The organism is Myxococcales bacterium, assembly GCA_016716835.1.
GTDB lineage: Bacteria > Myxococcota_A > Polyangia > Haliangiales > Haliangiaceae > JADJUW01.
Genome location: JADJUW010000001.1, coordinates 2,934,693 through 2,949,343 on the forward strand (window position 1 = coordinate 2,934,693; position 14,651 = coordinate 2,949,343).

A 14,651-nucleotide genomic window follows, 5' to 3' on the forward strand; every position below is an offset into this window, starting at 1 on the left:
CTTCACCTCTTACATCTTGCCCGCTGTGACGCTCGGCATGATCTACGCCGGCACCGTGGCGCGTTTGGCGCGCGAGGGCATGATCGAAACCTTAGGCCAAGACTTCATCCGCACCGCCAAGGCCAAGGGCGTCGGCGCGCCGGCCATGTTGGTGCGCCACGCGCTGCGCATTGGCGTCACGCCGGTGGTGACCTATATCGCCCCGGCCCTGTCAGCGCTTATCACTGGCTCCTTCGTGATCGAAAAGATCTTTCAGATTCCGGGCCTTGGCTTTTACTTCGTCGCTAGCGTCGGCGACCGCGACTACGAAGTCCTCAGCGGGCTCTTGGTCTTTTACGTCTCCCTCGTGGTCGTCGCCAACCTCATCGTCGATATTCTCTATGGCGTGCTCGATCCACGCGTCAGGAGCGCGCGATGAGCGCCGCCGCGACAACCCGGGCGACCGCGCCGTCGCCCGTCATCGCCGGCAATTCGCTGTGGTCCGACAGCTTTAAGCGCCTGCGCAAAAACCGCATGGCCGTGATTTGCAGCATCTTCATGATTTTCATGATGCTCGCCTGCTTTGTCGGCCCGTGGCTGGCGTACCACCTCGCCGGCCTCGATCCAAAAATCCAGGACACCGCCAACATGGCCGCGCCGCCGTCGTGGCAGCACTGGCTCGGCACTGACACGCTCGGCCGCGACATGCTGGTGCGCGTGCTCGATGGCGGCCGCATCGCGCTTTCCATTGGCTTTGTCGCCACCTTCATCGCGATCATCATCGGCGTCACCTGGGGCGCCACCGCGGGCTACGTCGGCGGCAAGGTCGATATGGTGATGATGCGCATCGTCGACGTGCTCTACGGCTTTCCAACGCTAGCCTTCGTCATCGTGCTGCAGGCCACCTTTGGCGCCAAGGGCACGTTCGTGTTGTTTGCGGTCATCGGCGCCATCTCATGGCTCAATATGGCGCGCATCGTGCGGGCGCAGGTGCTGAGCCTGCGCCACCGCGAATTCGTCGAGGCGGCGCGCTCGCTCGGCGCTAATAATGAGCGCATCTTGTTTTTGCACATCGTGCCCAACGTGCTCGGGGTGGTGATCATCTACGCCACGCTGTCGATGCCGCACATTATGCTGACCGAGGCCTTTCTCTCTTACATCGGCCTCGGCGTTCAGGCGCCCGCATCGTCGTGGGGCACGCTCGTCACCGAGGGCAGCGCCTATGTGCTCGCGTATCCGTGGCTGCTCATTGGCCCCGGCGTCGCGATGTCGAGCACGATTTTCGCGCTTAACTTTTTGGGCGATGGTCTGCGCGACGCGCTGGATCCAAAATCGCTTAAAGCCTAAAGCCGGCCTACGGCTGCGTGCAGCGGTAGCCGCTTACTCGACAGGCGGCTCGCTGGCCACTATGCCGGGACTGTTGACCGTGCCCGTGGTGTCGACTGAAAAGCCATGGAAGCGCAATTGCCCAACGGCGCCGCCGCCACCGGTATAGGCGGTTTGAAACGTACCGTCGCCAGGCGCATTGCCCACCGTGCCGCCGCGACCCTCGCCACCAACGTTTGCTGACGGACCAACGGAATTTATGCCACTGGCGCCATCGCTTTCGAGAAAGCCCCCATTGCCACCGTTGGCGTACAACTCGCTATTCGTGACCACCAGATTTCTTGCCTCTAAGAAGACGGTGCCGCCGCTGCCGCCACCACCCGCCGGGTTGCCATCTTTGCCCTTGCCACCGCCCGCGCCGCCGAAGCGAAAGAGCGTGTCTTCAATCGTCATGTTGCCAAACGCTGAGATTTGCAGCGCCAACCCTCCGCGGCCACCCTGTCCGTAGGCGGCGTTGACAAGCGGGGCCAAGCCGACGCCACCCCCCGATCCGGGCATTAGCGGCACGTGCATGCTTGGGCAGGTAAGGCCGCCAGCGCCGCCGGTGCCGCCACTTCCGCTGCCCTTTCCGCCGTTGGTCCCACCACCCGCACCACCGCCCGCGCCTCCTGCCAGGGTCCCGCCAGGCCCACATCCCCCCGCCGGGTTGTCCTGGCTCGTGCCGTTGCCTTCGCCTCGCACCACGCCATTTGCGAAGGAGAAATCGTGTCTCACCGCGATCCCAAACGCGCGCAGGTCAGCCGTCTGGATCGTGCAGTTCTTTAGCACGACGCTATTCATCGAGAAGACAGGCACGGCCAAGCTTTTATCAAAACCAATACCACTTACGACGTCCAGTCCGTCGCCCGCGGGTCGCAGCTCAAGGCCCCCGTGCATGATGCGACCTGTGGCTTCAAAGCTTAGCACCCCCGTACAGGTAAGATTTACATCGCCAACGCCAGCGACGATCACGGTGTTTAGTTGATTGCTAAACAACATCTCCTTGCAATGGGCGCCGCCCGTCTCGCTGCAGCCAAGGTCGCAGTCGACCGGCGTATTGGGGCAGGTAAGCAACGTATTGTCATCGCTGCACGAATCCTCGCAAGATCCATCAGGACCATCGTTACTGCCATCAGTGCCGGCGTCCGGCGAAGGGCTATTTGCGTCGGGGTCGCGATAGCAACCATGCGGGCTACCCGCAAGCAGCATGGCAATGACGCCTAGCCTGCCAATCGCAGCCCCTCGCACCACCATCGAGAACCTATATTGCTTCGCCTGGCCAATCATGCGCACGCGCTCATCGTACTACGACTAAGATTTGCGTTCGCATGACAATTGCTACACGCGCGGTTGCGCGCGGCGCTGGGTGTAGGCAAACGTGGGCGGGTTAGACGGCGCGCCAAATGCTGGTAAGCGCGCCTACCACGCCGCCGTACCAAGCCGTCGCCGCAGCGCCATACGCAAACCACAGCACGAACGGCGCGATGACCTCGCCGCCAGGCTCGTCGATCCGCCAGCGCCGCAAGATCCACGCGCAGGCAAGCGATAGAAATAATCCCAGCGCAACCCAGTGCTCCTTGGTGTCAAACAGCCGCGAAATCGCCGAGGCCTGCGCGCCGTAGCTTGCCGGGATCACGACGCCACCCGGCGGTAGCTGTGCGTCCGGTGACGCCGGTGCGAGCCGCGCCGCCACGACCTGTCGCCGCGCCAAGGCGAGCTCGCGTGCTCGCGTCACGTGCATGCTGTCGTCGAGGTATTCGAGCCGCACGCGCACCTTGTACGTCGGGTACACGATGTTGCCGACGACAAATGCGCCGACAAATGCGATGGCTGCCCACGCCGCAAATTTTGCCGTCGCGCGCCGCAGGCCATGTGCACCCCGCACGTAACGGCGCAACCAAATCGCGCAATGAGTCGTAAGGCCAATGACCGCGAACGCCGAGATCAAATGCACGATGAGCAGAAAGCGCGCCAAGCCATCAGCAAGCACACCTCAATCTGACATGTCGCGACGCGTTGCGAAAGCTACGCGCGGCAATTTGGCTGGACAAATCCACCGCCACTTAAAGACCGTTGCCAAGACGAGGCTGGCACGAGAGCTGCACATATCAGCTGCATGACGCGCCTTACCGCTACAATTTTTGTTTCGCTGCTCACCCTTGGCGCCCAAAGCTGCGCGTCAGGCGAAAACGGCGGCTCGCTTCCGGGGTCAACCGACCCCACCGATCCGGAGCCCGGAGTGCCTCCGGGGACTTGGGACCCGGAGTTTTCCGCCGTCTTGCGGCAATCGGACGATAGCCTTGATCTGGTGATTCGCACGTTGCGCGAGGTCTGGGACTTTGATCTCACCACGGCCGGCGGCGACCTCGACATCATGTGGTACGACGATGAGCGCGTCAGCGAGGGCGGCTATGATTTTTACCAGCTCACGTTGGCGCTCGACCCTTTGTCGACGCTGGAGGCCTTGGCCCTCCACGACGGCGACTTCGAATTGGTCGCCTACGATGAGCTCGGCTTTGATATCGGTGCCAGCGCGCTCCATCTGGCGATGGTGCCCGTCGCTGCGGCAGGCAGCTGGCAGCCCGGCACCTTTGCAATTGGTGGGGGCGCCGGTGGCTTTATCGGAACCCTCGCGGTGACCGCGCATACGCCCCCAAGTGGCAGCGTCGCCTCCTATATCGCCGCCGACGGCGAGGTCTATCAAGCAACCATCGACGGCAGCGGCACCAACTACACCGTCCGTTGGTCGCAGCTGGCGATGGGCATGTGCCTGATGGCAAACGACTGCACGGTTCACATCACCGCGGGCGGCATCGAAAGCGAGATTTCGATGGGCATCGAGGCCGCGGTGCACACCACGGTAGGGCTGCAGTAAGCTCGGCGCGGGCTCTGGGCGTGCCCGGGTGACGTCTTATGGTTGATGATTGCGACGTAGAAACGTCGGCACATCTAGCTCGCCATCGCCCTCGAGCTCAGCGGCGAGCACGGCCTTGAGGCTGGGGCGCGACGGCGTGCGTTTGCTGCGATCGGGCAGCATGCTGGCGGAAATATTGCCTGTCATTGCCGATGAAACCGCGGGGCCGGAGCCGGTCGCAACGCGCACCGAGGTTGCCTGCGGCACCGGCTCGACCAGCGCCTCGTGATAGTGCGCCTCGCCGGATTCATCGGACCAATCGACTTCGATTTGAGGGTCGACGGGCGCCGCCACGACCTCTGCGACCGGCTTGCGCGGTGGCACGGGTGGCGGATACTCGCGAGTTACCGAGACCGAGGAGTCAAATGGCATCGTGATCGTGCCGTGCGCGACCGCGCTGCGGCTGCTGTTATAGCTGCGCGTTTCACGGATGATATCGGGTGACGGCGGCATCGACATGGCGGTCGGGGTGCGCGACGGAACGGCTACCTGTGCCGCACCGCGATCAAAGCCGGTGGCGATGACCGTGATGCGAACTTCGTCGGTGAGGCGCGGATCGATGACCGAGCCAAAGATGATGTTGGCGTCTTCGTGCGCGGCCTGCTGCACCAACGACGAGGCCTCGTTGACTTCATGTAGCGTGAGATCGGGGCCACCCGTGATGTTGATGAGAATGCCGGTGGCGCCTTCAATATTGACGTCTTCGAGCAGTGGCGAGCTAATCGCCATTTCGGCGGCCTCGATGGCGCGGCGCTTGCCGCTGCCGATGCCGGCGCCCATGAGCGCGCGGCCCATGTTGCTCATGATCGTGCGGACGTCGGCAAAGTCGACGTTAATAAGGCCCGGCACGGTCATGAGGTCGCTGATGCCCTGCACCGCGTTGACGAGCACGGAATCGGCCTTGCGAAAGGCGTCGACCATCGAGGTGTTTTGCCCAACCAGCGCGAGCAAGCGATTATTTGGAATGACGATCAGCGTGTCGACCGCTTGCTCGAGCGCGGTGATGCCGGCCGCGGCGTGCGTAAGCCGCTTCTTGCCTTCAAAGCCAAAGGGCTTGGTAACGACGCCAACGGTGAGCGCGCCGCAGTCGCGCGCGACCTGCGCGATGACGGGCGCGGCGCCGGTGCCGGTGCCGCCGCCCATGCCGGCGGTGATAAACACCATGTCGGCGCCCGAGATGAGGTCGGCAATCTGCTGCATGCTCTCTTCGGCGGCGCGGCGGCCAACGTCGGGGTTGGCGCCGGCGCCAAGGCCGCGGGTGAGCGCGCTGCCGAGCTGCAATTTATGAGGCGCCATGTTGGCCTCCAGCGCCTGCATGTCGGTGTTGGCCGCGACAAACTCAACCCCGTCGAGGTTGCCGTTGATCATGGTATTCACCGCATTGCCACCGCCGCCACCGACGCCGATGACCAGGATTTTGGCGTTGCTTACGTCGTCGAATTCAATAAGTCCCATGGTTGATTCCCTCGTTAAGGCCCTAACGGCCGGTTGAAATTGCGGCGATTAGATGCCCGCCCCTTCATTTGGTTATGAAAGTGATTGGGATCGAGGGCAAATTTTTTGCCGTTTTGGGCCAAAAATCTTCAAACCACCGCCGCGATATGCTTGTTTTTCCCGCCGGCCCGCCTCAGAGCCCGCCCGGCCCGGCATCTCGAACCATAGCTAAGGAGCGAGAGGCAAAATCTGATAAGCTTAAGCCGCACGCACGCGGAGGCATTTTGGCGACCACGCAACAACATTCACCCGTCGCGGCCCAAGCCCAGGGCTCCAGCGTCGACACCAGCGGGGCCGCCGCCGCGCAAACCGCCGACCCAGCTATGTCGGCAGCCACGGAGCTGCAGCGGCTTGAGCTGATGCAGCGCATGCCGGCGCTTGATTTTTGCGTCTTTGTTGCTCGCTTGCCTGCCGATCAACGCTGGGACCTCGTCTCCCAATTCGAGCAAATGGGAGATATCAAGCGCGCCCTGCTCGCCATAGCCGCCGCGTCTTTGGCGGAAAACGAGGAGGTGCTGCAAAACATCGAGCTGATCGACGAGCGTTTCGCCCAGTGTTTGGCCGTGGATGAACAACCTACCGTGGCTACGATTGTCTTCACCGTGCCTAATGCTACTGAGCCCTCACGCTCGTTCAGAGCCACCCCACTCAGCGAAGGATATGAAATCCGCGTGTACCGCGGAAGTCCAGCCCAACAAGCCGAGGAGGCCGCGGCCGAAGATGTATATGAAGACGAGCAGCCCGACATCGATCCGGCGTCGTTTGGGCCGGTCACGGGCGATGCCACCACCTGGCGCGTCCTGGGGCCGGGTGCACGCGCCGCGCTGAAGCTCCCACGTGCAGAGGACGACGCCCTTGATGCCAGCGTGGCCGAGCTCGTCACCACCTACCCAGATGAGGTGGAGCAAATTCTCACGATTGTTCGAGTTCGGATGGGCACCCGCGCGGTCGAAGCCTACAAGCACATTTCCGATCCGGAACGCCTGCGGGTCCCAACCGACCTCCATGCCATTTCCATCATGACCAAGCGCATCGCCGCGCTCGACGCCGTGATTGCCCAGGAGTCGGCAGGCCCGCACGGCGGTGGCGCTAAGAAGACCCCAGCGGCGTTCGGCATCGTTGCAGCGGCCCACGTCGAACGCATGGATCTCGAGCACTCAAGAGATATCTTGGCAACCGGCAAGGGACGTTACGAAGGTGCGATGCGCGACGAGCGCATCTATAAAACCTGGACGATGCAGCAACGCAAAGGTCGCGCCATCGATTGCACGACGTTTCCGTTAAAGGTGCTCGCAGACACGGCGGAAGCGGTTGGCAAGCCCGGCTTATTCAATGCCTTCAAAAAGGCGATGTATCAGGTATGGCGTGAGAAAGAGGGCGCCGGCCCAAACGCAACGCCAACGGTTTGGGACGACGACGTCCTCAATGGCCTACGCGTCGCCTTGGGATGGAAAGGCTTTTTTATCTCGCGTCACGACTCCTCGCCCGCCGACAGCAGAGAGTGGAATAATGTCCCGGTCGACCCCGCCCTTGCACTTTCCGATTTCAAGCGCGATAGCATGTCGCTCAAACGCGTCCGCGAGCTACCGTTTGCGGTCATCGGCCAAGGCGGTCACATGGGGATGCTGGTCTATGGCAAGTGGTACGAAGTGCATTGGAGTCACAGCCACAGCGACCCGGAACTTATCGAGTCAAGCGACCTCGTCAATCGCGCGACCGATGCCGTCGCCATGGCGCCTCCCGCCGACGTCGAGCGCGTGCTGCGCGCGCCACGCACGCCAGGCGAAGAATAAGGCATTTTCGTCGGGCGCTAAGGCTTGCCGCGGCTTATCCGCTGGTTGCCATGCCTCGTCGCAAAGTAGCTGCAGAACTCGCGAAAACCCTGATACGATGGGACGTCTGTTTCGCTGAGGCACCGTGGCAACTACCCAACAACATTCATCCGCCGCGAGCCAGGCCCAGGGGACAACCCAGGCCGCTAGCGACGACGCCACGGCCCAAACCGACAACCCTGCCCTATCGGCCGCCGCCGAGCTGCAGCGGCTGGAGCTGATGCAGCGCATGCCGGCGCTTGATTTTTGCGTGATGCTGTTTCGGCTATCTGACGACGCCCAGTGGGAGATCATTGGTCAACTTGAGCAGATGGGTGACGTACCCCGCGCCACCCTCGCCGCGGCAGCCGCGTATGTGGCGGAAGCCCCCGTTGTTCGTCAAGCCGACTTGCTGGACGATCCTAACCTCGCTCAGTACTTGTCAATTGACGAGCAGCCCAACGTGGTGACCATCTCGTTCACCTTGCCTGGCGAGATGGAACCAAGCCACTCCGTGCGCACGGTCTACGATGATACGAGATCTGAAACATGGATCTACGATGGTCCTGCGAGCGATGATTACCCGGCACTGGAGGAAACGTTCCAAGAAGCAGAGGATGAAATCGACATCTATGAAGGCGATCAGCCGGACGTCGATCCCGCTTCATTCGCGCCGGTCACGGGTGACGCGACCACCTGGCGTGTCCTAGGGGCGGGAGCACGCGCCGCGCTGGCGTTGCCGCGTGAGGAAGACGCCGCCCTGGATGCCAGCGTGGCCGAGCTCGTCACCACCTATCCAGATGAAGTGCAGCAAATTCTCACCATCATTCGAGTGAGGATGGGCTCCCGCGCGGTCGAAGCCTACCAGCATATTTCAGATCCTGATCGCCTGCGGGCGCCAACCAAGCTCCATGCCATTGCCATCATGACCAAGCGCATCGCGGCGCTCGACGCCGTGATTGCCCAGGAGTCGACAGGCCCGCACGGAGGCGGGGCAACCAAGACCCCCGCGAATTTCGGCGTCGTGGCGGCGGCTCATGTCGAACGCATGGATCTCGAACACTCGCGCGATATCTTGGCAACCGGCAAGGGACGTTACGAAGGCGCCGTAACGTCCGAGCGCAAGTACAAAACCTGGACCATGAAGCAACGCGGTGGCCGCGCCATCGATTGCACGACCTTTCCGTTCAAGGTGCTAGCAGATACGTCGGACGCCGTTGGCCAGCCCGAGTTGTACAAAGCATTTCAGAACGCGATGCACCAGGTATGGCGTAAGAAAGAGGGCGCTGGCCCAAATGAAACACCAACGGTGTGGGACGACGACGTGCTCAATGGCCTACGCGTTGGCCTTGGGTGGAAAGGCTTTCTGATCGACCCTAGCAATAGCTACGCCGGCGAAGAAAGTTGGAACGACGTCAAAGTCGACCCCGCCCTTGCGATCACCCACGGCGACAGCATGTCGCTTGCCCGAGCGCGCGAGCTGCCCTTCGCCGTCATCGGACAGGGTGGCCATATGGGGCTTCTCGTTTATGGCCATTGGTACGAAGTTCACTTTGGTCATAGTCACGACGATGTTGAATTGATCGACGCGGCGGTGCTGCCCGCGAGGTGGCAGACCGCCGCCGCCATGGCGCCCGCCGCGGACGTCGAGCGCGTGCTGCGCGCGCCGCTACCGCAAGACGATACGACCGGCGAGGAATAGGCCGTTTGGGGCGCTTTGGCTGCGCCGGCGTCTGCCTTAGGCCGCCGCTACTAAGACTTCGCGCTTATTGGTGTGATCAGGCGGGCTGACCACGCCTTGCTTTTCCATCTCTTCGACGATGCGCGCCGCGCGGTTGTAGCCAATACGCAGTTGCCGCTGCACCCACGAAATGGAGGCGTTGCGAGATTGCGTAACCACCGCCACCGCGCGGTCATACATTTCGTCTTCGCCCTTGCCGCCCCCTGCGCCGCCAGCGTCGCCGCCTATGCCGCCGTCGCCCTCTTCGTCACGCGGCTTGAGGATGTCGAGGTTGTAAACCGGCCGCGCCTGCGTCTTGAGGAAATTGACCACCTGATGGATCTCTTCTTCGTCGACATAGCAGCCGTGCAGGCGCTGCGGTGCCGCGCCGCGATCGGAGAACAGCATGTCGCCGGCGCCCAGCAACGCCTCGGCGCCATTTTGATCGAGAATAGTCCGCGAATCAATTTTCGACGTGACGTGGAAGGCAATGCGCGACGGGAAGTTGGCCTTGATGAGGCCGGTGATCACGTCGACCGAAGGTCGTTGCGTCGCCAAAATGAGATGGATGCCCGCGGCGCGCGCTTTTTGCGCGATGCGCGCCACCGACATCTCGACCTCTTTAGGCGCACACATCATCAGATCAGCGAATTCGTCGATGACAATGACGATGTACGGCAGACGCTGCGGCACCGGCGTCGACTTGGACGACGCGTCGACCTCGCTCGCATCGCCAGCCTCCAAATCGTCAACCTCGTCGTCGGCGCCGTGGCGCCCCGTCTTATGAAGCGCGCGCGCGGCGGCATCGGCGGCCAGGCGCAAGGCGTCGGCCTCGTGCTTGGCTAGCAGGCGCGCCTGTTTTTCATTGTACGTCGCGATGTCGCGCACGCCCATTTGAGAGAGCGCGTCGTAGCGGCGTTCCATTTCTTCCACCGCCCATCGCAGCGCCAGATTCGCCTTGCGCGGATCGGTGACGACGGGCAGCAAGAGATGCGGAATGCCCTCATAGATCGACAGCTCGAGCATTTTCGGATCGACCATGATCATCCGCACGTCGTCCGGGGAGCAGTTGTAGAGCAGGCTGGTGATCATGGTGTTGACGGCCACCGACTTGCCCGAGCCGGTGGTACCGGCAACCAGCAAGTGCGGCATGCGAGCCAAGTCGACCACCGCGGGGCCACCTTCGATGTCTTTACCGAGCGCCATCGGCAGCTTGGCCTTGGACTTGTGAAACATCTCGTCGGCGAGGATTTCCTTGAGAAACACCTTTTCGCGCGCCTTATTAGGCACCTCGATGCCAACCACCGACTTGCCAGGAATCGGCGCAACGATCCGTACGCGCAACGCGGCGAGCGCGAGCGCGAGGTCATCGGACAGGTTGACGATCTTGTTGACGCGCACGCCGGGCGCTGGCGAAAACTCATACATGGTGACAACCGGGCCTGGTCGGATTGCCGTGACGTCGCCCTTGACGCCGTAGTTCTCCAGCGTCTGCGTCAGGCGCGCCGAGAGCTCGAGCATGGCCTGCTTGTCGTGCAGGTTGTGGCCGCCGCCGTCATAGTGCAACAGCGAGATCGACGGCAGCTGATAGGCGCCGTCGCCGAGCTTGATAAAGCCCTTGCGTTCTTTTTCGGCCTGTTTTTCCTTGGCCGCCATCGCCTCTTGATCGGCGTGACTAAAGCGCGACTCGACAATGAGGGGTGGCGCGGCCGGAGTCGCAGGTGCGCCCTTGGCAACCAACGCCAAGGCGGACCCAGGCGCGGCGAGGGGAACCGCGGCGGCAAGGCCCGTCGCGGGGTGGGGCATGGCGCCTTCACCGAGGCCCAGATCGGTACGTGCGGCCTTTTTCTTGGGCACCTTTACCAGCGTGCCGGCCTCATTGTCGTTCGCCGACAGCGGGGTCTCATCGTCGCCACCTAGCTCAAGCGCGTTGGCGTCGCCATCGCCGGTGCTCGTCACCGTGCCGCCCGCCATACGCCTTCGACGAGCCTTTGTCGGCGCGTCGTCGGCGTCCGATTCTCGGACAATGATTGCTGGCTCGCGCGGCTTACCACCAGAGAGCTCGATGATCTCGTCATCTGTTGGCGCCGCCTCGTCTTCGAAGACCTCGTCGCGCCCTGGAAACATGGCGTGCGCGACATCGGTCAGCCAGTACCATGCGGTTAGCGCCACGGAGGCGGTGCCCTGCCCCAGCCACACCATGGCGTCGCCCATCGCCGAGATCACCTGCTTCATGCGCAGCGGCGTCGCAATGACCACCGCAATAAACAAACCGGTTGCGGCGAGCAGCGCCGTGCCGGCGGTCGAGATCACCGCGCGCAGCACTTCGGCAATATTTTCCCCTACGAGCCCGCCGGGGCCAAATCCGCCTACGCGATAGTCGCCGACAAAAAGCTGCAACAGGACGCCAAGGCAAAGCACCCCGAGGCCAACCCCGACCCCCACTTCCCACGGCATCAGCGGTCGTTTTTCCACCAGCGCGCGCACCGAAGCGACCACTGCGAGCACCACCAGGGCGTGCGCTCCTACGCCGGCCAAGCCATAAACGAGGCGGGCAGCGGTGGTGCCAAACGGGCCCATCCAGGCGGCGCCGAGCTGCAGCGACCACAGCGCTACCATTAAAAAAAGTGAGACCCCTAGCCCGACGATGCCGCGAATCTCTCGCCCAGATTCGCTGCGCTCCGCCTCAGCCCGCGTATTGCGCCGGCGCGGCTGGGAATCTATAAGCTCTTGAAAATCTTTTGTTTTTCGAGGATTCCCCATAGTGACACCTACAACCGCACAATTGTCCTACATCTGACCACAGGCGGCAAATTTTTTCCCTTTTGACCGTGGCAGAGACTGCGCCGCGATGAATGACGCGTCTGGCTAGGCGTCTACCTACCAGACGGATAGATTCCGTGGAGTCCATCATGAGCAATCTGCTGACCATTGGTTTTTTCACCCAGCTCCTAAACCTGACGCAACCCGGAGGCACGGCGAAGCCGGCTTCGTCGGTACCTGCAACAACGTCCGCGGGCGCAGCCGCCACTGTCAAGCCGGTGCCGGCCACCGCCGACGCAATCATCGGCGAGGTGCAAGCCTTTTACGCCCGCGTCGACCGGGTCACCGCGAAGTTCAAGCAGACCGTGACCAATGCGGCCTTTGGCGACACCAAGGATAGCAACGGCATGGTTTGGATTTCCAAGCCCGGCAAGATGCGTTGGGACTACTACGGCAAATCGACGAAAGGCAAGACGCCTACCGTCCGCCGCAGTTTTCTCTCCAACGGCAAGACGTTGTGGGTGATCGATCACGACAACAAGCTGGTCAATGAGAAAGACTTGGCAAGCGATTTGTTGCCGGTGGCGATTACGTTTCTCTACGGCAAGGGTGACCTGCGCAGCGAGTTTGATGCCACCTTGGAAAACAACAAGAAGTACGGTACGGCGCAAGACTTGGTCTTGCGGTTGACGCCCAAGAAGCCGTCCGCGCAATACAAGGAGCTTTACCTGCTCGTGGCCAAAGACAACTTTCGCGTCCGCGAGTCGATCATCATCGATTCCTCCGGCAACGTAAATCGCTTCGCGTTTTTCGAGCCTAATTTCACCAAAGCCGTGAAGGCCTCGTGGTTTGAATTCGAGCCGACTAGCGTCAAGGGCTATCGCATTTCGCGCGGCGACGCCGAGTAACGCCAGCGGCGCGCAGCTACGCCTTGGCCGGCAATTCGAGCGCGGCCAATTCCTTCATGTCATCCGCGCTCAGCGAGTGCTCGTCGCCGGCGGGTAACGCGGCGGGCGCGGTCCCGGCAGGCAGCGCCACGCCCATCTTGGCCTTGAGCTCAAGTAGCGCCGCATCGGCGCCACCTCCGCCATAGCCCTGCGCTTCAAGCTGCTTGATCTTGGCATCGAGCGAGCCGCCGTTTAGTTCGCCCGCCAGTTCGGCAGACGCCTCGGCCTGGGCTTCAATTTCGTCGACCTTGTCGGCCATGCGATTAAAGGTGTCAAAGGCCGAGGTATCGCCAATGCCTTCCATGGTGTTGGCGATGCTGCGCTGTGCCTCGGCACGGCGACTACGCGCGATAAGAATATTTTTCTTGCGCTTGGCCTCTTCGATCTTGTCGGCGAGCATGCCCAGCGCGAGCTTGAGCTTGTCGACCGCGGCCTTTTGCTGCGCCCATTGCGTTTGATACTGGTCGGCAATGGCCTCGTGCTCTTGCCGCCGCGCCAGGGCCTGCTTGGCTAGGTTGTCATCGCCAGCGCGCACCGCGACCATGGCTTTCTTTTCCCAGTCCTGCGCCTTTTCTTGCTCGGCAAATTGTTGCCGGTTGAGTTTCTTTTCATCCGCGATTGCGATCGCGACCGCCTGCTTGGCGCTGGCGAGCTGTTGCTGCATGTCGAGCAACACCTGATTTAGCATCTTCTCGGGCTCTTCGGCCGACGAGATCAGATCATTGAGATTGCTCTTAATTAAGGTGCCTAATCGCTCAAAAATGCCCATGAATACCTCGCCGGTACCCTACGATTGAAATGTCGTCGCCGCCACTGCCAGGCAACGTGTCTTGTGCCGGACGGAGGTTACGGTCTGCGCCGCCCGGCGCAGGCGTTTTGCGTCGACACCACTGGACAACCCCCGGCGCGCTTATGGTAACCACCTGAATTCATGAGCAGTTCTGCCATCCGCCACGTCGCCATCATTATGGATGGCAATGGCCGGTGGGCCGAAGCGCGCGGCATGTCACGGGTGGAGGGGCACCGCGTCGGCGCCGAGAGCGTTCGCGACATCACGCGAGCGGCGCGCGAGCATGGCCTTGCGGCGCTAACGCTGTATGCGTTTTCCAGCCAAAACTGGGGCAGACCGCCCGCCGAAATCGCCGCGCTGATGGAGCTGCTCGCCAACTACCTGCGCTCGGAGCGTCAGGAAATCTTGGACAACCAAATTCGCCTCCATGCCATCGGAGATGTTGAGCTATTGCCGAGCGCCGTGCGCGAGCCACTGCTGGCCTTATGCGCCGAATCGGCAGCCAACACCGGCATGGTACTCACGCTAGCGTTGTCGTATGGCGGCCGCGAATCGATCGCGCGCGCGGTTGCGGCGCTCGCCACCGACGTCGCCGCCGGCACATTGGCGGCGCGCGACGTCACGGTCGACGCCCTCTCACGCTATCTGCCGACATCTATCTTGCCTCCGGTTGATTTAATGATCCGCACCTCGGGCGAGGTTCGCATTTCGAACTTCTTGTTGTGGGAGCTGGCGTACGCCGAGCTGCTCTTTGTCGACACGCCGTGGCCTGATTTCCGCAAGCCGGCGTTTTTGGCCGCGCTGCACGAGGCCGCCGGGCGCGATCGACGTTTTGGCTTGGTGACATAAGTCGCAGCCCAAGGCAAGG

Annotated in this window: 12 protein-coding genes; 7 read left to right on the top strand and 5 right to left on the bottom strand. The window is 62.3% G+C overall.

What is annotated here, in order from left to right:
- Window positions 1–25 precede the first annotated feature (25 nt).
- Both IPL79_13040 and IPL79_13045 read left to right on the top strand, forming a co-directional pair.
- Window positions 26–418, top strand: a complete 393-nt coding sequence (locus IPL79_13040; protein MBK9071909.1) for an ABC transporter permease — start codon at window positions 26–28, stop codon at window positions 416–418.
- Window positions 415–1,326: an ABC transporter permease gene (locus tag IPL79_13045; GenBank protein MBK9071910.1), complete on the top strand. Its 912-nt coding sequence runs from the start codon at window positions 415–417 to the stop codon at window positions 1,324–1,326. Before IPL79_13040 ends, IPL79_13045 begins: the two co-directional genes overlap by 4 nt.
- A 33-nt stretch (window positions 1,327–1,359) precedes the next feature.
- Here the strand turns inward: IPL79_13045 and IPL79_13050 are convergent, their stop codons facing one another.
- Together IPL79_13050 and IPL79_13055 are read right to left on the bottom strand one after the other, a co-directional pair.
- Complete coding sequence (locus tag IPL79_13050; GenBank protein MBK9071911.1) at window positions 1,360–2,631, bottom strand: hypothetical protein; 1,272 nt, start codon at window positions 2,629–2,631, stop codon at window positions 1,360–1,362.
- A gap of 100 nt (window positions 2,632–2,731) precedes the next feature.
- Window positions 2,732–3,334: a hypothetical protein gene (locus tag IPL79_13055; GenBank protein ID MBK9071912.1), complete on the bottom strand. Its 603-nt coding sequence runs from the start codon at window positions 3,332–3,334 to the stop codon at window positions 2,732–2,734.
- Between the two features lie 126 nt (window positions 3,335–3,460).
- Between IPL79_13055 and IPL79_13060 the strand changes: the two genes are divergently transcribed.
- On the top strand, window positions 3,461–4,219 hold the full coding sequence (locus tag IPL79_13060; GenBank protein MBK9071913.1) for a hypothetical protein: 759 nt from the start codon (window positions 3,461–3,463) through the stop codon (window positions 4,217–4,219).
- 36 nt (window positions 4,220–4,255) lie between these two features.
- Here IPL79_13060 and ftsZ read toward each other — a convergent pair whose 3' ends face one another.
- Window positions 4,256–5,713 carry a cell division protein FtsZ gene (gene ftsZ / locus IPL79_13065; protein MBK9071914.1) on the bottom strand — a complete coding sequence of 486 codons (1,458 nt, stop codon included), beginning with the start codon at window positions 5,711–5,713 and terminating at the stop codon, window positions 4,256–4,258.
- A gap of 263 nt (window positions 5,714–5,976) precedes the next feature.
- Between ftsZ and IPL79_13070 the strand changes: the two genes are divergently transcribed.
- The gene (locus tag IPL79_13070; protein ID MBK9071915.1) at window positions 5,977–7,545 is read left to right on the top strand and encodes a hypothetical protein; all 1,569 of its coding nucleotides are present in this window, start codon (window positions 5,977–5,979) and stop codon (window positions 7,543–7,545) included.
- Between the two features lie 124 nt (window positions 7,546–7,669).
- On the top strand, window positions 7,670–9,265 hold the full coding sequence (locus tag IPL79_13075; GenBank protein ID MBK9071916.1) for a hypothetical protein: 1,596 nt from the start codon (window positions 7,670–7,672) through the stop codon (window positions 9,263–9,265).
- Window positions 9,266–9,301: 36 nt separating this feature from the next.
- Here IPL79_13075 and IPL79_13080 read toward each other — a convergent pair whose 3' ends face one another.
- Window positions 9,302–12,046 (bottom strand): DNA translocase FtsK 4TM domain-containing protein, encoded by a 2,745-nt coding sequence (locus tag IPL79_13080; protein MBK9071917.1) that lies wholly within the window; start codon window positions 12,044–12,046, stop codon window positions 9,302–9,304.
- Between the two features lie 149 nt (window positions 12,047–12,195).
- On the opposite strand from IPL79_13080, the gene IPL79_13085 reads away from it, so the two are divergent.
- Window positions 12,196–12,954 carry an outer membrane lipoprotein carrier protein LolA gene (locus IPL79_13085; GenBank protein ID MBK9071918.1) on the top strand — a complete coding sequence of 253 codons (759 nt, stop codon included), beginning with the start codon at window positions 12,196–12,198 and terminating at the stop codon, window positions 12,952–12,954.
- Between the two features lie 16 nt (window positions 12,955–12,970).
- On the opposite strand, the gene IPL79_13090 is transcribed toward IPL79_13085, so the two are convergent.
- Window positions 12,971–13,762 (bottom strand): PspA/IM30 family protein, encoded by a 792-nt coding sequence (locus IPL79_13090; GenBank protein ID MBK9071919.1) that lies wholly within the window; start codon window positions 13,760–13,762, stop codon window positions 12,971–12,973.
- Window positions 13,763–13,924: 162 nt separating this feature from the next.
- Here IPL79_13090 and uppS point away from each other — a divergent pair, with 162 nt between their 5' ends.
- Window positions 13,925–14,632, top strand: coding sequence for a di-trans,poly-cis-decaprenylcistransferase (gene uppS, locus IPL79_13095; protein ID MBK9071920.1), 708 nt, complete (start codon window positions 13,925–13,927; stop codon window positions 14,630–14,632).
- The last annotated feature ends 19 nt before the right edge of the window (window positions 14,633–14,651 follow it).